Origin of the sequence: Flavobacterium cheongpyeongense (genome assembly GCF_003202435.1) — a bacterium.
GTDB classification, from domain to species: domain Bacteria; phylum Bacteroidota; class Bacteroidia; order Flavobacteriales; family Flavobacteriaceae; genus Flavobacterium; species Flavobacterium cheongpyeongense.
The window spans coordinates 328379-347540 of sequence record NZ_QJHK01000003.1; the positions used below are offsets into that span (position 1 = coordinate 328379).

General features: G+C 33.6%; 17 protein-coding genes and 3 tRNA genes. 14 read left to right on the forward strand and 6 right to left on the reverse strand.

All coding sequences use genetic code 11. The features are described from left to right. Nucleotides 1–91 precede the first annotated feature (91 nt). Together msrA and msrB are read right to left on the reverse strand one after the other, a co-directional pair. Nucleotides 92–712, reverse strand: a complete 621-nt coding sequence (gene msrA, locus DMB65_RS05600) for a peptide-methionine (S)-S-oxide reductase MsrA (protein WP_110305667.1) — start codon at nt 710–712, stop codon at nt 92–94. A 7-nt stretch (nt 713–719) separates the two neighbouring features. Continuing rightward, nucleotides 720–1277 (reverse strand): peptide-methionine (R)-S-oxide reductase MsrB, encoded by a 558-nt coding sequence (gene msrB / locus DMB65_RS05605; protein WP_110305668.1) that lies wholly within the window; start codon nt 1275–1277, stop codon nt 720–722. Between the two features lie 294 nt (nt 1278–1571). Here msrB and idi point away from each other — a divergent pair, with 294 nt between their 5' ends. From idi to DMB65_RS05640, 7 genes are all read left to right on the forward strand, one after another. Further along, nucleotides 1572–2099, forward strand: a complete 528-nt coding sequence (gene idi, locus DMB65_RS05610) for an isopentenyl-diphosphate Delta-isomerase (protein ID WP_110305669.1) — start codon at nt 1572–1574, stop codon at nt 2097–2099. Between the two features lie 20 nt (nt 2100–2119). After that, complete coding sequence (locus tag DMB65_RS05615) at nt 2120–2530, forward strand: 6-pyruvoyl trahydropterin synthase family protein (RefSeq protein ID WP_110305670.1); 411 nt, start codon at nt 2120–2122, stop codon at nt 2528–2530. Between the two features lie 3 nt (nt 2531–2533). Beyond that, on the forward strand, nt 2534–2992 hold the full coding sequence (locus tag DMB65_RS05620) for a peroxiredoxin (RefSeq protein WP_110305671.1): 459 nt from the start codon (nt 2534–2536) through the stop codon (nt 2990–2992). Between the two features lie 72 nt (nt 2993–3064). Further along, nucleotides 3065–4033, forward strand: coding sequence for a type I phosphomannose isomerase catalytic subunit (locus tag DMB65_RS05625; RefSeq protein WP_110305672.1), 969 nt, complete (start codon nt 3065–3067; stop codon nt 4031–4033). 58 nt (nt 4034–4091) lie between these two features. Then, entirely contained in the window at nt 4092–4358 is a 267-nt protein-coding gene (locus DMB65_RS05630; protein ID WP_110305673.1) for a hypothetical protein, read from the forward strand. A gap of 76 nt (nt 4359–4434) precedes the next feature. Next, nucleotides 4435–4508 (forward strand) — tRNA-Thr (locus DMB65_RS05635). 106 nt (nt 4509–4614) lie between these two features. Continuing rightward, a tRNA-Thr gene (locus tag DMB65_RS05640) sits at nt 4615–4688 on the forward strand. A gap of 197 nt (nt 4689–4885) precedes the next feature. Here DMB65_RS05640 and polA read toward each other — a convergent pair. Then, nucleotides 4886–7726, reverse strand: a complete 2841-nt coding sequence (gene polA, locus DMB65_RS05645; protein ID WP_110305674.1) for a DNA polymerase I — start codon at nt 7724–7726, stop codon at nt 4886–4888. A 197-nt stretch (nt 7727–7923) separates the two neighbouring features. On the opposite strand from polA, the gene DMB65_RS05650 reads away from it, so the two are divergent. Both DMB65_RS05650 and DMB65_RS05655 read left to right on the forward strand, forming a co-directional pair. Then, the gene (locus DMB65_RS05650) at nt 7924–9159 is read left to right on the forward strand and encodes a metallophosphoesterase (RefSeq protein ID WP_110305675.1); all 1236 of its coding nucleotides are present in this window, start codon (nt 7924–7926) and stop codon (nt 9157–9159) included. 73 nt (nt 9160–9232) lie between these two features. Continuing rightward, a complete protein-coding gene (locus tag DMB65_RS05655; RefSeq protein ID WP_110305676.1) occupies nt 9233–9535 on the forward strand; it encodes a thioredoxin family protein in 303 nt (100 codons plus the stop codon). Nucleotides 9536–9563: 28 nt separating this feature from the next. Here DMB65_RS05655 and DMB65_RS05660 read toward each other — a convergent pair whose 3' ends face one another. Next, a complete protein-coding gene (locus DMB65_RS05660; RefSeq protein ID WP_110305677.1) occupies nt 9564–10199 on the reverse strand; it encodes a polysaccharide deacetylase family protein in 636 nt (211 codons plus the stop codon). Between the two features lie 94 nt (nt 10200–10293). Beyond that, on the reverse strand, nt 10294–13572 hold the full coding sequence (locus DMB65_RS05665) for a glycosyltransferase family 117 protein (protein ID WP_110305678.1): 3279 nt from the start codon (nt 13570–13572) through the stop codon (nt 10294–10296). A 250-nt stretch (nt 13573–13822) separates the two neighbouring features. Between DMB65_RS05665 and DMB65_RS05670 the strand changes: the two genes are divergently transcribed. Then, nucleotides 13823–13893: transfer RNA gene (locus DMB65_RS05670), tRNA-Gln, on the forward strand. 392 nt (nt 13894–14285) lie between these two features. Here the strand turns inward: DMB65_RS05670 and DMB65_RS05680 are convergent. After that, nucleotides 14286–15005, reverse strand: a complete 720-nt coding sequence (locus tag DMB65_RS05680) for a DUF4369 domain-containing protein (RefSeq protein ID WP_110305679.1) — start codon at nt 15003–15005, stop codon at nt 14286–14288. A gap of 181 nt (nt 15006–15186) precedes the next feature. Between DMB65_RS05680 and DMB65_RS05685 the strand changes: the two genes are divergently transcribed. The 4 genes from DMB65_RS05685 (at nt 15187) to DMB65_RS05700 (ending at nt 19037) form a co-directional block, all read left to right on the forward strand. Next, entirely contained in the window at nt 15187–16095 is a 909-nt protein-coding gene (locus DMB65_RS05685) for an EamA family transporter (RefSeq protein WP_110305680.1), read from the forward strand. Nucleotides 16096–16160: 65 nt separating this feature from the next. Next, nucleotides 16161–16517, forward strand: coding sequence for a DoxX family protein (locus DMB65_RS05690; RefSeq protein WP_110305681.1), 357 nt, complete (start codon nt 16161–16163; stop codon nt 16515–16517). A gap of 290 nt (nt 16518–16807) precedes the next feature. Beyond that, a complete protein-coding gene (locus tag DMB65_RS05695; protein ID WP_007803893.1) occupies nt 16808–17086 on the forward strand; it encodes a DUF2805 domain-containing protein in 279 nt (92 codons plus the stop codon). Between the two features lie 97 nt (nt 17087–17183). Beyond that, entirely contained in the window at nt 17184–19037 is a 1854-nt protein-coding gene (locus DMB65_RS05700; RefSeq protein WP_110305682.1) for a M61 family metallopeptidase, read from the forward strand. Nucleotides 19038–19162: the final 125 nt, after the last annotated feature.

A 19162-nucleotide genomic window follows, 5' to 3' on the forward strand; every position in this document is an offset into this window, starting at 1 on the left:
TAAAAAGTCTGTGTCGTTTATTTGATACAGACTTTTTTTTGATAGTATTAAAAAGAAATGAATTCAGTTACAGTAGATTTCTAATTTGGGTTTAAGGTTTCTTTTTTAATTTATTTTTAAAAACTTTTTCAAATTTTTCTATTTTCGGTTGAATAACCATTTTGCAATACGGTTGGTTTTTGTTGTTTGCAAAATAATTCTGATGATAATTTTCAGCTTTATAAAATTTTGTAAAAGGCGCTACTTTTGTCACAATAGGGCTGTCATAAACTTTTGCTTTATCAAGCTCTGCAATAATATTTTGGGCTGCTTTTCTCTGTTCTTCATTTATATAAAAAATTACAGAACGATATTGGGTACCAATATCAGCACCTTGTCTGTTTAAAGTTGTAGGGTCATGTACCGTAAAGAAAACCTTGAAAATTTCATTAATGTCAGTTGTATTTTTATCGTAAGTAATTTGTACCACTTCGGCATGGCCTGTGGTTCCTGTACATACTTCATCATAAGTTGGGTTAACGGTTTTTCCTCCGGAAAAACCTGAAACTACAGATTTTATTCCGTCTAAATTTTCATATACAGCCTCAACACACCAATAGCAGCCTCCACCAAGCGTAATGGTTTCCAGATTTGTTGTTCTCTTTGTTTTATGTTCTTGGGAAAAAACACTAATTGATAATGCGATAAAAAAGATTAAAATTGTATTTTTCATGAGTTAATTATTTTTGAGAATCAGCAATAAAATCAAGTGCAATCGAATTCATACAATAACGTTTTCCAGTTGGTGCCGGGCCATCATCAAATAAATGGCCTAAATGACCGCCACATCTGCCGCAAAGAGCTTCAATTCTTTCCATTCCTAAAGAATTATCATTTTTATAAACTATACTTTTCTTGTTCTCCTGCTCGAAAAAACTCGGCCATCCACAACTGCTGGCAAATTTTGCTCCGGATTTAAAGAGTTTGTTTCCGCATGAAGCACAGTAATAAGTTCCTTTTTCATCTGTGTTCCAATATTTCCCTGTAAACGGTCTTTCTGTATCAGCTTCACGCATTACTGCGTAAACATCTTCTGGTAGTACTTTCTTCCATTCGGTATCAGTCACATTTAGCTTTGTTGAATCTGTATTAGAATAATAAGGATTTTCGGGCTTGTGTATTTTGTTTTCTATATTGGTTGTTTTTGTATTTGATTTTTTTGCTGACTGTCCGCATGCCTGAAGGATGAAAAGCGGAATTAAAAAGCAAAGACTGAAAAATTGTGTTTTTGTTTTCATTGTTTGGATGCTTTAATTTTATTTTCAAATGTACGACTAGATTTTACATACATATGTCGTATGCTTTACAATTGATATTTTTTTAAGTATGTTTTAACTTTAAGTTATTTACGTAAAAGAGGGGTCGACAGTTTTTGGTTTCTTGTTTTTTAAGGTTTTGTTGCGTTTTTTTTATTTGTAATTTTTTGTTAATCAGAAAAATAGAACATTGTTTGCCCGTTAAACTTTTCACAATCTTTTCTGAGATTTTCCAGCCAATTCTTTTTTCGTATTTTTGTTACATCAACAAACCTTATGATAGAAGATAACGTAATATTAGTGAATAAAAATGATGAGCAGATAGGCTTGATGCCAAAATTAGAAGCACATGAAAAAGCTCTTTTGCATCGCGCTTTCTCAGTTTTTATTTTAAATAGTAAAAATGAAATTATGCTTCAGCAGCGTGCTCATCAAAAATACCATTCACCTTTACTCTGGACAAATACTTGTTGCAGCCATCAGCGTGAAGGAGAATCCAACATAGAAGCCGGAAGTAGGAGATTATTGGAGGAAATGGGTTTTAAAACCGAATTGAAAGAACTGTTTCATTTTATATATAAAGCACCTTTTGACAATGGATTGACAGAACATGAGCTTGATCATGTCATGATTGGATATTATAACGAAAATCCACAGATTAATGTAGAAGAAGTGGAAAATTGGAAATGGATGAAAATTGAAAACATAAAGGAAGATATTGAAAAACAACCCGAAATTTACACCGTTTGGTTTAAAATAATTTTTGATGAATTTTATCATTATTTGGAAGACCATAAAATTTAACGATACTAACCAGAAACCTAATGAGAGTAACGATATCAAGAAAAGCACATTTTAATGCTGCACATCGACTGTATAGGAAGGACTGGACATTTGAAAAAAATGATGCGGTTTTTGGTAAATGCAATAATCCCAATTTTCATGGTCACAATTATGGTTTGACAGTAAGTGTTACAGGGAAAATTGACCCTGAAACCGGTTTTGTTTTAGATGTGAAAGTATTAGCGGATATTATACGTCAAGAAGTAGAAGTTCCGTTTGATCATAAAAACCTGAATCTGGATGTTCCTGAATTTCAGGATTTGAATCCAACTGCAGAAAATATTGCTGTTGTGATATGGAATAAAATTAGAAAAAGAATTCAATCCGATTTTGATTTAGAAGTCGTTTTGAATGAAACGGACCGCAATTTTGTAACTTATAAAGGAGAATAAAGAATGTCGTTGAAAATAGGAGATATAGTCCCAAATTTTACTGCAAAGGATAGTCATGGCGAGGTTTTTGACAGCCAGAGTGTGTTGGGTCGAAAACCACTTGTGATTTATTTTTACCCTAAAGATAATACGCCCGGATGTACTGTTGAGGCATGTAGCTTTAGGGATCAATATGAAGATTTTAAAGATTTAGGAGCCGAGGTTATAGGAGTTAGTGCAGATAGTGTAAAATCGCATCAGAAATTTGCCAATAAACACAAGCTGCCTTTTATTTTGCTCTCAGATGAAGATAAACGATTAAGGCATCTTTTTGGTGTGAAAAATAATTTGTTTGGTCTTTTGCCAGGAAGAGTGACTTTTATTATAGACAGAAACGGATTGGTTATTTATATTTTTGACAGTATGAATGCTGCAAGACATATTCCGAAAGCCCTGGACATAATAAAAGAGTTAGTGTTGTAGATTTAAAAAAAAAAAAAAACTATTAGATCGTTGCTTAATTAATTATTAGATATTTAGCCATAAAATTAGAATATGAAACCAAACTTATACCCTTTACAATTTGAGCCAATCCTGAAAGAAAGAATCTGGGGAGGTGAGAAATTAAAAACATTATTAAACAAACCGATCACTTCTAAGATTACAGGCGAAAGCTGGGAATTGTCTACCGTACAAGGCGATGTAAGTACTGTTGCCAATGGACAGTTAAAAGGAAAATCTTTGATGGATCTTATTAATGATCTTCCAAATGAAATTCTTGGAACCCGGGTTTATGAGCGTTTTGGTAAACAATTTCCATTGCTTTTTAAATATTTAGATGCTCGTGAAGATCTTTCTATACAGGTTCATCCTAACGATAAATTGGCAAAAGAACGTCATAATTCATTTGGAAAAACTGAAATGTGGTACATAATGCAGGCTGATGCTGATGCACGGATTATTGTTGGGTTTAAAGAAGATTCAGGTAAAGAGGAATATTTACAGCATTTAAATGATAAAACTTTGGTTTCTATTTTAGATGATGTCAAAGCAAAAGCAGGAGATGTTTTCTTTTTAGAAACCGGAACAGTTCACGCAATCGGGGCAGGATTAGTTGTGGCAGAAATTCAGCAGACATCTGATATTACCTACCGTTTATATGATTTTGATCGTGTGGATGCACAGGGAAATAAAAGAGAATTGCACGTAGATTTGGCATTAGATGCTATTAACTACAATAAAGTTGATACCCAGAAAAAATACGGTTCAAAAGCAAATGTTTCAAACGTTGTGGTGGACTGTCCTTATTTTACAACCAATTTTATTCCGTTAGAAGATAGAGCAGAGATTACTAAATCAAAAGAGACTTTTACAGTTTATATGTGTATTGAAGGCAGTTTCGAAATAGAATATGACGGATTCAAATATACTTATATAAAAGGTGATACGGTTTTAGTTCCAGCTGAGATAAATGTATTTGTTTTGAGTGGAAAAGCTTCAATTTTAGAAATTTACATTTCTTAACGTATATTCTAAAGATAATATGTACTTTTGCAGACGCAAATTAAAATAATAAATAAAAATGGCAAACGTTAAAAATTTAAAGAAAGACATCAATTTCGTATTAGGGGATATTATTGAGGCAGTTTATTTGTTTGAGATGTCTACAACAGGAAATCCTACTCCAGAAACGAATGCTTTGGTTGATGAAGCTATTAATGCTTTTGATACTTTGATCACAAAAGTGAATGCTAAGAACGTTGAAAATAAAAAAGCGCACTTCAAACAAATCAATATTGAATTGGAAGAAACTGCTAATCAATTGATTGCTAAAATCAACGAATTGTAAGAAAAAAAAAGTATAAAAAAGTGCAGATTTATTTTGGCAAAACCAAAAACCGCTTTATATTTGCACCCGTAATGAGGCCGATGTAGCTCAGCTGGCTAGAGCAGCTGATTTGTAATCAGCAGGTCGTGGGTTCGAGTCCCTCTATCGGCTCAAGGGAAACCATCGCAGAAATGTGATGGTTTTTTAATTATAAAAGAGCTGTAAAATTTATTTTGCAAATATAAAAAAACAATTTTATATTTGCACCCGTAATGAGGCCGATGTAGCTCAGCTGGCTAGAGCAGCTGATTTGTAATCAGCAGGTCGTGGGTTCGAGTCCCTCTATCGGCTCAATAGAAAACCATCACAGTTTTGTGGTGGTTTTTTTTTTGAATGTCTAGTCCTGAAATAGTGATACACAGGATCAATGGGGGATCAAAGCATATTGTGGATCAATCCCAAAACCTGTGGAGCAAGAAAATTTAAGCATAAAAGAAGCGTCCCAATTTTTATCTCGGGACGCTTCTCTTTTTTTAAGTCAGATATTATTAATGCGCTTCTAGCCAGTCTTTGCCTAAGCCTAATTCTACTTCCAGAGGAACAGCCATTTTAAAAGCATTTTCCATTTCGTGTTTAATCATTGGCTGGATTTTTTCGAGTTCCTCATTATGAACATCGAATACAAGCTCATCATGTACCTGAAGCAGCATTTTAGACTTCCAGTTTTCTTCTTTTAGTTTTTTATGAATGTTGATCATCGCAATTTTAATCACATCGGCAGCACTTCCCTGAATTGGGGCGTTAACAGCATTTCTTTCGGCTGCGCTTCTTACTACAGCGTTAGCTGAATTAATGTCTTTTAAATACCGACGTCGTCCCAGAATCGTTTGCACATAGCCATTTTCGCGGGCAAACTCGACCTGGTCTGAGATGTATGATTTTAATCTTGGATAAGTATTGTAATAAGCTTCAATTAAAGTTGCGCTTTCACTACGGGATAATGATGTTTGGCTGCTTAATCCGAAAGCGGAAACACCATAAATAATTCCAAAGTTTACGGTTTTTGCATTGCTTCTTTGTTCGCGGGAAACTTCATCCAAAGGCACGTTAAAGACTTTTGCAGCGGTTGCTTTATGAATATCTTCTCCGTCCTGAAACGCTTTAATCATATTTTCTTCACCGCTTAAAGCAGCAATAATCCTTAATTCTATCTGCGAGTAATCGGCAGAAATTAAGGTGTGGTTTTCATCACGTGCAACAAAAGCTTTACGTATCTGACGACCTCTTTCGGTACGAATTGGAATATTTTGTAAATTCGGATTATTAGAACTCAAACGACCTGTAGCGGCAACTGTCTGCATATAATCAGTATGAACGCGTAATGTTTTTTTGTCAACTTGTTCCGGTAAAGCCAAAATGTAAGTGCTTTGTAATTTTACCATTTGTCGCCAGTCCAGAATTTCTTTTACAATTGGATTGTCGTTTGCCAGATAAGTCAAAACTTCTTCTCCGGTAGCATATTGACCTGTTTTGGTTTTCTTTTGTTTAGCACCTCCAATTTTAAGTTTGTCAAATAAAATATCACCTAATTGTTTCGGAGAGGCCAGATTGAATTTCTCACCCGCAGTTTCGTAAATGTTTTGTTCTAAAGCTTTAATTTCAACATCCATTTCTTTTGACATTTCCTTTAAAAAATCAACATCTAAACGAATTCCTTCTGTTTCCATAGCGGCCAAAACGCTTACCAATGGTATTTCAATTTCGTTAAACAGTTTTTTTGTTTCGGTTTTGTCTAATTCGGCTGTAAAGATTTCTTTTAATTGTAAAGTTATATCAGCATCTTCTGCAGCATATTCTTTGATTTCTTCAAGTGCGACATCACGCATTGAAATCTGATTTTTGCCTTTTTTACCAATTAAAGTTTCAATTGATTTTGGTGAATATTTCAAATAGGTTTCAGCTAAAATATCCATATTATGACGCATATCAGGATTGATCAGATAATGCGCAATCATAGTGTCAAAAAGTTTTCCTTTTACAGTTACTCCATAATTAGAAAGAATCTTTAAATCGTATTTTAAATTCTGTCCAATTTTTTCGATGTTTTCATTCTCAAAAAAAGGTTTGAATTTGTCGATCAAAACCTGAGTTTCTTCCTGGCTTTCCGGAAACGGGACATAATATCCTTTTCCTTTTTCATAAGCGAAGGAAATCCCGACAAGTTCTGCATGCAAGGCATCTAAACCTGTAGTTTCGGTATCAAAACAAACTGAAGACTGTTTTTGTAAATTCTGTAAGAGTAATTTAATTCCTAAATCGCCTTCTATCGCCTGATAGGAGTGAGGTGTGTTTTCTAAAGTATTGTAAAATGAAGCTCTTGTGTCTTCCGGATTCTCTTCCGGACTTCCTCCTCCAAAAAGATCAAATTGATTTTCGTTTTTAGGTTGCGTTTTTTTATATAATTTAGCTTCTGTAGTGGTGTCTGCTAATGTGTTTCCACCTCCTGCTTTAAATAAATTATCAAATTGTTCTGCCATTCTTCTGAATTCCAATTCCTGAAAAATAGCATCGGTTTTTTCAATGTCAGGACGCGAAAGTTCATAATCGTCTTCGTTAAAGATTACGTCGCAATCGCAAATAATGGTTGCCAGTTTTTTAGATAAAATACCCTTGTCTTTATTGGCTTCGATATTTTCTTTCATTTTACCTTTTAGTAGATGTGTATTGTCCAAAAGGTTTTCCATTGTTCCAAATTCTTTCAGGAATTTTTTAGCAGTCACTTCACCAACTCCGGGCAATCCCGGGATATTATCTACAGCATCACCCATCATGCCCAGGAAGTCAATTACCTGCTCAGGTCTTTCGATTTCAAATTTTGCCAGAACTTCAGGAACTCCCCAAATTTCTATACCATTTCCCATACGTGCTGGTTTGTACATGAATATATTTTCAGAGACTAATTGGGCAAAATCCTTATCTGGTGTAACCATATAGACTTTGTAGTTTTCTTTTTCGGCTTGTTTGGCAATGGTTCCAATTAAATCATCCGCTTCACAGCCTTCTATTTCGATAATTGGAATATGCATGGCTCTAAGTAGATCCTGAATGTATGGAATTGCAATTTTAATCGCTTCGGGTGTGGCATCACGATTGGCTTTGTATTCAACAAACATTTCGGTTCTGACATGACTTCCGCCTTTATCAAAAGCTACAGCCAAATGATCTGGTTTTTCACGTTTAATAACATCCAAAAGCGAATTCATGAAGCCCATGATCGCTGATGTATCCATTCCTTTAGAATTAATTCGGGGATTTTTTATAAAAGCATAATAACCACGAAAAATAAGTGCGTAAGCATCGAGAAGAAAAAGACGTTTTTGAGTTGACATAAAAAAAATATTAGTCTGTAAAAATAAGCAATTGGGTTTTAAAAACTAATTTGTTAATTAAAATTATATATTCCTTAGTTTTTAATTTTATCAACGAATTTCCATTCTTTAAAATAGCACTGTTTTCTAGTTAAAATTTTGATAATATACATTTGTAAAAACGCCATTCTTTGTTACTTTGTTCAAAACTGCAAATAATGATTCTTCGTTTTATAATTCTGTGTACTTTTTTTTTATTTATTGAGTTCTATGCATATCAGGCCTTTCGTGCTTTAATCAAATTAAGATGGGCTTTAATAGCTTATCAGTTAATTAGTGTGTTGCTTTTGGTTTTTATTGTCTATTCGTTTACACAATTTGACCGTTCTGTTGGGCAAACCAAGTATACCATGTTTACAATGGGTTTGATGTTATTGGTTTATGTTCCTAAAATTGTAATTACGCTTATTTTGTTTGGAGAAGACATTTTTAGGATAGGAGCTAGTATTTTAAACTACTTTATGTACAATGCACCACGAAAAGAAATGATGCCAGAAAGGAGAAAGTTTGTGAGTCAAATTGCCTTAGGCCTGGCGGTAGTGCCTTTTTTGTCTTTGATTTACGGAATTTTTGAAGGGAAATATAATTTTAAAGTACTTAAACAAACGATCTTTTTTCCGGATCTGCCCCATGCTTTTAATGGATTTAAAATTACTCAGATTTCAGATGTACATAGCGGTAGTTTCGATGACTCTGAAAAAATAAATTATGCTATTGATCTTATTAACCAACAGGAATCAGATATGATTTTATTTACAGGTGATATTGTCAATACACATGCTAAAGAAATGCATCCCTGGATAGATACTTTTAACCGGATAAAAGAGTACAAATATGGCAAGTTTTCGATCTTAGGAAATCATGATTATGGCGAATATGTTACCTGGTCGTCCGAACAACAAAAAGATGAAAACTTTCAGGCAATTAAGAATCTATATGGACAAATTGGATTTAAATTAATGCTCAACGAGCATGCTTATATTCACAAAGGAAATGATAAAATTGCGTTGATTGGAGTAGAGAATTGGGGAGTGAATTTTAAAAAGGCAGGCGATCTTAATAAGGCGTCTGCGAACGTTGCTCAGGATGATTTTAAGATCGTAATGAGCCATGATCCAAGTCATTGGGACGCTGAAATTAAAGATCATCCCAAAAATTTTCATTTAACATTATCAGGTCATACACATGGAATGCAATTTGGTATTGAGATTCCAGGCTATTTTAAATGGAGTTTGGCACAATACATTTACAAGCAGTGGGCAGGGCTTTATGAGAACTTAGGGAGGTATGTTTATGTCAACAGAGGTTTTGGATTTCATGCTTATCCAGGCCGTGTTGGTATCATGCCGGAAATCACAGTTATTGAACTAAAAAAAGGTAACAGTGTGGCTTAATTCGGTAAAAATGCTACATTTGTATAACATTAATCTCTTTTTAGCAGATTTAAAAATTTAAATTTTTGGTTTTATGTCAAAATTTGGAGAACTAATAAATGCTCAGGTTCCTGTGTTGATAGATTTCTACACAGATTGGAATGAATCGTCAGTTTCTATGCATCCTGTAATTAAGGATGTTGCGGCTGCGCTAGGCGATAAAGCCAAGGTTGTCAAAATTGATGTTGATAAAAATCAGGAACTGGCAGAGGCTTTACGAATTAAAGGTTTGCCTACACTGATGATTTATAAAGAAGGACAAATGATCTGGAGGCAATCTGGTGAATTGGATGCTAATACTATTATCGGAATTGTTCAGGAGCAGTTTGGAGTCTGAGAACTTCTTCTTTTTTGGATGTGTTGTTTTATCGGATAACATCAAAAGTATATCCATTTTCTTTTAAAAAATATAACGTTTTAGGAAGTGCAAATTTTAAATTTTGCCAAGCCTTTATACTGTCATGAAATACAATTACGCTTCCGGATGTTACATTTTTGGTAACATTTTCAAGGCATTTTTCAGGGCTAATACTTTGGTCGAAATCTGCGCTTAGCACATCCCACATTACAATCTTGTAGCCTAGTCGGCGTAAAACTTTTGATTGTGCCTTTTTTATTTTCCCATAAGGCGGGCGAAATATCATATTGCATGTTTTTTCTTCTTCTAAAACCGCAGCACAATTTTTTACGTTTTCGATGTAATCATTAGTGTGGCTTTTCCAGCCATTCACATGGTTCATCGTGTGATTTCCTATAGAATGACCCTCAGTAATTAATTTTTCAAATAAGGCTAAATTTGCTTTAATGTTTTTTCCAATACAGAAAAAAGTTGCCTTTGCATCAAATTTTTTCAATTCTGATAAAACCCAGTCTGTAATTTCAGGAGTTGGACCATCATCAAATGTAAGGTATATTTTCTTTTCTTTGTTTGGAATGTCCCAGCAATACTTAGAAAATACCCTTTTAATGAATGAATTCGTTTTAACCCAATAAAAGCTCATGTTGAAACAATTTAGAGATATGTAAAATTAAAAAATGCAGCGCTATTTAGCTAATAGGGCTGCATTTTTTTAATTAGTTTATTTTTTGTATATTTTATTCTTTTTCCCGTCCAAAACGTTCGAACATATTTATATAAGTGTTGAAGGTTTTTTTATGATTATTATAAAAAGTCTGGTCTTTATGGTCTTTCATTACCTGCAGAAGGCTTCTGTAGCGTTCAATATCAGTTATGATATCAATGGCTAAATCAGATTGGTCACCTGCACTTAAAGTTGCATAATAATTCAGGTTTTCTTTGTATTTGCGAACCAGTTTATTTAGTAAGTCCTGCGCTTTTTCTTTTTCGCCTACTTTGTAATAACCGCCTGCAAAGGGTTCAACTAATGAATAATACCCATATTGATCCAATGGCATTTTTGTCATTGCAAGATTGATAATATTTTTAGCTTTATCAATTTTGCCTTCAGTGATAAGCTGGTTCATTAATCGGGAAAGATTCGTGCGATAGGTGATACTGTTTCTTCTGGTTTCGGGGTCGTGATAGATGTTGCCATTACTGTTTCCCCAATCCCATTTTGTCACGATATCATACATTTTATCACCATCAATTTGTCCCATGTCCATTGGCCCTCCGTCTTTTGAAGGAGTGTTTTTAATTGGTACTAATTTATACGCCATTCCGTCAAGCTGTAAGTAGTCTTTAAGCCATAAATAATCTTCATCATCAAAAGCACCGCCACTAAAATAGATGGGTCTTTTCCAGTTGTTATTTGCCAAAATGTCCAACATCATTAAGCGATTTTTATATATTGCGCTTCCTTTGATGTCTATGTCCATATACGATACAATAGAATCGTTGTATTTAGGATTGACTACCTGGTTTTTGATAATTATACTTTTGTCAACTGAAATTCTGATTTTGTTAGTTGGGAAAAAGTGAATGGTTTGGCCGTTTTGTAAACTAACAGTTGATTTTGGGTGTTTAATAAAAGTAATAAAATCTTTAATATCCCAACGAGTCTCTACTTTTGGAATATGGGCAACATAATCTAATTTGTCACCTACATATTCATCATGTTTGAATGATATTGGTAAAGGGGCAGATTCGTATGACTTGGCTTTCATTTGATCAATATACCAGTCAGTCATAAAAAGACTTGTGTTTACAATTTTTATGTCTGTACGAATGCCTTCAATTTCTTGTGCATACCATAGCGGGAAAGTGTCATTATCCCCAATTGTAAATAAAATGGCGTCTTTATCACATGATGTCAAATAGGCTTTTGCCATTGCAACCGCTGTATATTTACCCGACCTGTCATGGTCGTCCCAGTTTTGAGAAGCCATTAAAACAGGGGCAGCTAATAAACTTGCGGCAATAATAACCGGGCCTGCAATTTTTGGGGCAAGGTATTTTTGAATAGATTCATAGAGTGAATAAACTCCGAAGCCTATCCAAATTGCGAAAACATAAAAGGAACCAACTAGTGCATAATCCCTTTCACGAGGTTCAAAAGGTCTTTCGTTTAGGTAAATTTTAAGTGCGATTCCGGTAAATAAAAACAGTGCTAAAAGAACATAAAAACTTTTTAGGTCTTTGTTTGCGTGATACATAATCCCAATAAGTCCTAAAATGAACGGGATGAAATAATAAGTGTTTCGGCCTTTATTATTTAAAACGTCTGAGGGCAAATTATCCTGAGAGCCCAAATGAACTGAGTCGGCATATTTAATTCCGCTGATCCAGTTACCGTCCAGATTATCATATTTTCCCTGAACATCATTTTGACGCCCTGCAAAATTCCACATCAAATATCTCCAGTACATGTATCCGAATTGATATTCGAACATAAAACTGAAATTATCAACAGTTGATGGTTTTTCTAAGATTAAGTAATCTTTATAACTATTTAGGAACTTAACATAACCTTCGTTATCAATTTGCTTTTGCGCATACGCTTGTCTGAATTCTGAAACTGTTTTTTCAACCTCATTGCGTAGTTGAGCAGTAGCTTTGTTGTATTCTTCCTCAGATAATTGACTGGCATCAATTCCGTATTTTGCTAAATCATCCTCGTAAGCATAATTAGGATTTATTTTGAATTGAGGAGGGTTTGTAAAATTGATATAATTTTGAATATGTTGTGTTTCTGTACTCCACATTCTAGGCAGAATCGTTTTTTGATTGTCATCACTATTCTGATCTGCATTTTTATAATTGTTGGTAATAATGTATTTACCGGTTTTATAATCTCTTTCGTAGTTTGGTTTTTTGTCCAGATATGGCGTTTTTTCATCCAATCCGGCAAAAACTTCGGTATATTGAGGTCCGTAAAACAATGGATTTACACCGTATTGCTCACGATTATAGTATGCTAAAACTTCGGTAGCATCAGATGGTTTGTTTTCGTTGATTACTGTATTCGCATTAGCACGAACAGGCAACATCATCCAGGTTGAGAAACCAATTAAAATAAATAAGACGCAAAGAATTATAGTGTTGTAGAAAACCAGCCCTTTTTGTTTGGTATATTTTAATCCAAAATAAAAGAAAGCAATAAAAAGCAAAGCAACAAAGATAGTTCCTGAGTTAAAAGGCAATCCCATGCTATTTACCATGAAAACTTCGGTTTTCCCAAAGAATGCCATGGTTAAAGGAAGAAGTAATTTGAAAATAAACAATAAAATTGCTATTACTACAACATTTGCAATGATGAAATTTTTTAGGGTAACTTTTTCGTAATGTTTAAAGAAGTAGAGAAAACCAATGGCAGGAATGGTTAATAATGCCATAAAGTGTACTCCAAACGAAAGACCAATTACAAGAGAGATAATAAGAAGCCATTTGTTTCCCTTAGGTTCGTTCATATCTTGCTCCCAGCGTAATCCAAGCCAAAAAAGCAATGCGATTAATAAGGATGCCATTGCATAAACTTCGGCTTCAACAGCGTTAAACCAGAAACTGTCTGAAAACGTATAAGCTAAAGCTCCGACGAAAGAACTTCCTAAGATTACTATTGAATTATTTTGATCAATTTCGGCAAAACGTGAGATGATTTTTTTCAAAAGCATAGACGATGACCAAAACATGAATAAAATAGTAAAAGCACTGGAGAAAACAGACATCATATTTACCATTACGGCAACATGTTGATTATCGATTGCGAACATGGCGAAAAAAGCTCCCATCATTTGAAATAAAGGTGCTCCCGGTGGGTGTCCAACTTCAAGTTTTGCTGCTGTGGCAATATATTCGCCGCAATCCCAGAAACTCATGGTGGGTTCAACGGTTAGTGTATAGGTAATTAAAGCGATTGCAAATGCAAACCAACCAATAATTGTATTCCATTTATTGAAATTGAATTGTGCCATATTTAGGTGTTAAAATTTTGTATGTTTTTCTATCTACAAAGAAAATGTTTTTTTATGTAAAGAAACGAGCATTAACAAAAAAATCTACAAATCTGTAGAGCGAAATTAAAGTATTGTTTATGAAATACTTGTGTGTTTGCCGGGGCTTTAAAAGAAAAAAAAATCAAAAAAAAATAAATTTTTTGCTCAAAAAGTTTGCACAAACTAAATAAAGTTTTAAATTTGCACTCGCTTAACCGCACTACTTTATTGGTCTATGGTGTAATGGTAACACAACTGTTTTTGGTGCAGTCTTTCTAGGTTCGAGTCCTAGTAGACCAACTTAAAAAGCCTCTCAATCGAGAGGCTTTTTTATTATGTGTCTTGTCCTAAAAAATGGATCATAATTATTATTGGGATCAGGTTCAAAAGTTGGGGATTAGGCAAAAAGATGAGATAATCTGAATAAGAAGAAGTTTGTATTTCTTACTCCTCTAAATGCTTTAATTTTTGCATTAAAATATTCTGCTGAAGCAGTTACTTTTATTATCAAAATTAATTAAGGTGTCATAGCAACAATTTTGTGGCGTACTATTGTATATGAAGTCAGGCTTGCGTGGTCTGGCAAAGCTAGATGTGGGCTATTCCTTATCGCTCTTCGATTTTAATGCATTGCCTAAAAAACAAAAAGTCCTGAAATTCTCAGGACTTTTTGTTTTAAACATATTTCTGAATTATTTCTTTTGTTCTTTTTTAATTTCATTTACATACTTCGTGAGCTTTTTACCGTATAATGAATTAGCTACTTTAGGGGTCATTGATTTTTGAATAGTATCCAAAAATTTAATATTGATGTCGTAAATTTCTGCCAGGGCTATGTAAGGTGCTATTTCATGGTCTTTGTTGTTGATGGCAAAATTAGTAGCAAACAAATATTTTCGTTTGATGTTCGAATCCCCTTTTGCTGTAATGCTGTCCATTGCTTTTTGATCCTGTCTTTTCAGTGCTTTGAATTTTGCTTCAATTAAGGATAAATTTTCATCTTTAAAACGAGAGTTTATTTTTTGGTATTCTTCAAATAGTTCATGATTTTTTGAACCTGTAATTTTGGCGCCATTGATAAAGTTATCAAGATTTGCATCAATGTTTAGGTTTCCTGGTTCTGCAAAAAACATAATATTATTATCTAGTGAATTGCTAACTCCACGATCCAGAAATAAATAAAGCATTTCTGGTGATTCTAGTTTTATATTGGTTTCAAAAGCTGAATTTCCGTCAATTTTAATGCTGTCAATCGCCACCAAGGCAGTATCATTATATCTTTGAATGTATAATTTTCCTTGTTTTAGTCCTTTTATATTTCCTGTAAGATGTAAACCGTCTGTTGATTCTTTTTTATCACACGATACAGCTAATAAGCCAATTGCAATAAATGCAATAATTGTTTTTTTCATTTTTTTTCGATTTGAGTGCAAAATAAAGAATTTTTTTAAATGAAGCAGATCGAAGTTTTAATTTTTCAGAAATAAATGCAATCGATTCATGAAGTTAAATTTTTCCTTTTCCAATTTTTAACATTGAGCTAAAAACTAAGTAGTATCTTTGCGGGCTAATTTTTTTTAAAATAAAACAGGAATGTCACAAAAAAATGTCCTAAAAGGGGTCTTTCTGGTTGCTTTAGGTGCTACAAGTTACGGTATGCTGGCCACTTTTGTAAAAATGGCCTATGCTGACGGATTCACTACTGCCGAGGTGACTACTGCTCAGTTTGTATTAGGAGTTTTAGGTGTTCTGCTGATTAATGCTTTTCAAAAGGCAAAACATAAAGAAAATGTAGTAAAAGCAACTCCCCAAAATATTTTTAGTCTAATGCTGGCAGGAACTTCTTTAGGCATGACCAGTTTGTTTTATTACTTGGCAGTAAAATACATTCCGGTTTCTATTGGTATTGTTTTACTGATGCAGACGGTCTGGATGGGTGTTTTGCTCGAAATGGTTTTAGAAAAGAAATTGCCGTCACTTCAAAAAACAATAGCGGTTTTCATTGTTCTTGTCGGAACTTTGCTAGCAACAAATATTTTGAAAAACGATATTCAATTAGATTGGAGAGGTATTGTCTGGGGGGTACTTGCAGCTGCGTCATTTACAACAACTATGTTTACTGCAAATCGTGTGGCCGTCGAAATTTCTTCGGCCCAACGTAGTTTATACATGCTTCTTGGGGGAAGTGTTATTGTTTTTTCGTTTGCATTAGCTACACAAAACACACCTTTTAATTTTTTAATTTTCCTGAAATGGGGTATCGTGCTTTCTCTTTTTGGGACTATAATTCCGCCAATGCTCATGAATGCCGGTTTTCCATTAACCGGAATTGGGTTAGGAAGCATTGTTTCGGCACTTGAACTCCCGGTCTCAGTGATGATGGCTTTTGTTTTATTGGACGAAAATGTGGTTTTTTTTCAATGGGTTGGAATTCTGCTCATTATTTTGGCTATCATTATAATGAATATTAATTTCAGAAAAAATAACGGATCTGTCTGTTAATAAAAAAGGATTCTTTGAAAATAAATGTCTTTAAAAATTATTAAATTGGTTTAAATGTGATTATCATGGATTTACTCTGGCATTTGTATTTAATGGCTTTTCTTTATATTGTTGCCGGAATTAATCATTTCAGGTCTCCCGGAATGTATCTGAAAATTATTCCGCCTTGTTTTCCAAATCCTAAACTGTTGAATATTTTAAGTGGAGCTGCCGAAATAGTTTTAGGTATTCTACTGATTTTTCCTTTTTTGAGCCATTTTGCTGCATGGGGAATTATAGCTTTGCTGATTGCTGTGTTTCCTGCAAATCTTTTCATGTATCAAAACAAAAAGGCAGGTTTTGGTTTGCCAAAATGGATGTTACTGCTGCGTATGCCGTTACAGCTTTTGTTGATTTTATGGGCATATCAATATACCTTTTAACTGTAATCATAGTAATTTACGTGTTTAGATAATTATGGTATTACAACTGGTTTTGTAATTGACATTAAATCAAATTAGATTAAGAATGTATTTATGGTTTCAGAATAAGTGATAAATTAAAAGATCTGTAAATTTTCTTTAAAAATTTACAAGTCATAAAAAAAAGCTAAAATCCATAAAAAAAATATAGAGAATCTGATCAACTAATTATTTTTTTTATTAATATTGATACTGAAATTGAAAATCAATCTATTAATCATTAACCACTATTTTGAATTAATTTTCACGAGATGAAAAAGAGTAACCGCAAAGAGTTGAATTGGGAACAAACTGAAAAACTTGTTTCCCTGGCATTAGAAGAAAGAAATCCATTTGAAATTATAAAAAAAGAATTTGGATTGTCGGAAAAAGAAGTTCTGGAAATAATGAAAAAGAAAATGCCTCTTGAAAAATTTGAGATGTGGAAAAAGAAGGCAATAGCAAATAAACCAAAACCGAAGCCAGTTAAAATAGACGATTTTGATGAAGATTTGGATGGGAAGTATTATATAAAAAATAAATTAGACTAACTAAAACTCCTGGATTTCAGGAGTTTTTTATTTATATCTTTTACTGTAACAGTTTTGCAATTTGTAAGACTTATATCTAAAATTAAACTTTTAATAAATGAAAAAAATAATTTGCACATTAGCTCTTGCACTGACTTTTTTGGGTTGTAAAACGGGGATGTCAACTGCAGCTAAAAATGATGTAGCTGTCAATATTAACCTTACTGATGTAAAAGATGACAAAGTTTTAGTAACAGTTACGGCACCGGAGATAAAAACTGATGAAGTAATCTACAGTATTCCAAAAACAGTTCCGGGGACCTATTCAACAGATAATTATGGAAAATATTCAGATAGTTTTAAAGCTTTTGACGTTAAAGGAAACGCTTTAACTGTAAAGAGAATTGATGATAATTCATGGTCAATTTCGGATGCAAAAAGGCTAAAAACGATAAGCTATTTGGTTGGAGATACTTTTGATACAGAAAAAGGAACCGGTTTTGGTAATGATGATGTGTTTTCGCCAGCGGGAACAAACATTAATGCCGGAATCAACTTTATGGTTAATACACATGGTTTTGTGGGGTATTTTCAGGATAAATTAGATATTCCTTACAAAGTTACAATTACACATCCTGAAACACTCTGGGGCGCAACCTCAATGACGGATGAAGATGCAAGCAAAACAAGCGATGTTTTTACAACATCTCGTTATGCGGTTTTGGTGGAGAACCCAGTTATGTACTCGAAACCAGATTATACAACATTCAACGTTAATGGAATGGATATTTTAATTGCAGTATATTCTCCAACAGGAAAATTTACAGCCGAAAGTATTACTCCGGAAATGAAAACGATGATGACGGCACAAAAAAACTTTTTGGGAAAAGTAAATGCTACTAAAAAATATACCGTTTTATTGTATCTGTCAAGTATGGCCAAAGATGATGCACACGGTTTTGGAGCTTTAGAGCATCCAACAGTTACTACAGTTGTTTTGCCTGAATCAATGCCAAAAGATAAATTGGTAGAATCTATGAAAGATGTGGTTTCACACGAATTTTTTCATATAGTAACGCCTTTAACAATTCACTCTAAAGAAATTCAGTATTTTGATTATAATGCTCCAAAAATGTCTGAGCATTTATGGATGTATGAAGGTGTAACGGAATATTTTGCCAATCTTTTCCAGATTAATCAGGGGTTAATTGATGAAGCTGAATTCTACACACGTATTGCTGATAAAATTGAACAGGCTAAGGGATTAAATGATACGATGTCGTTTACAGTAATGAGTAAAAATGTATTGGAACAGCCTTATAAAGACCAATACTTAAACGTGTACCAAAAAGGTGCTTTGATCGGAATGTGTATCGATATTATTATCAGGGAAAAAAGTAACGGAGAAAGAGGAATTCTTGATCTAATGCACAAACTATCTGAAGAGTATGGAGTTGAAAAGCCATTTAATGACGATGAACTTTTTGATAAAATCACGAAATTAACCTATCCTGAGGTTGGGGAATTTTTAAAAACCCATGTTGTAGGAACAACCCCAATTCCTTACGATCAGTATTTAGCAAAAGTAGGAGTAACGAAAGCTTCTGAGAAAAAAGCGGGTTCGGTTTTCTTAAAAGGACAGGTTCCTTATATCGGAATAGATCCAAAAACAAAAGAAATAAGTGTTCGTCCGGATATAGCGTTAAATCCGTTTTTTACGAATTTAGACCTTAAGCCGGGAGACATCATTTTGGCTATAAATACTAAACCATATTCATTAGATAATATTTATGACTTAATTGGTGAGAGTGAAAACTGGAAAGAAAATGATCCGATTACGGTTCAGATAAAAAGAGCCGGTGCTGATAAAACCATAAAAGGAACTGTGAAGCTGCCTTACGAGGAAAGTGAAACTTTTAAAGCTACAGATGTTTCAAAGGAAAAGCTTAAAAACGACTGGTTAAAAGGTTAGAAATAAATAAAACTAAAATGAAGGTCTCTAAAATTATTTTTTAGGGACTTTTGTTTTATTATGATAAAAAAACAACAATTCCTTAGTACCAATTTATATATTTAAAAGTATATGAAATGTTAATT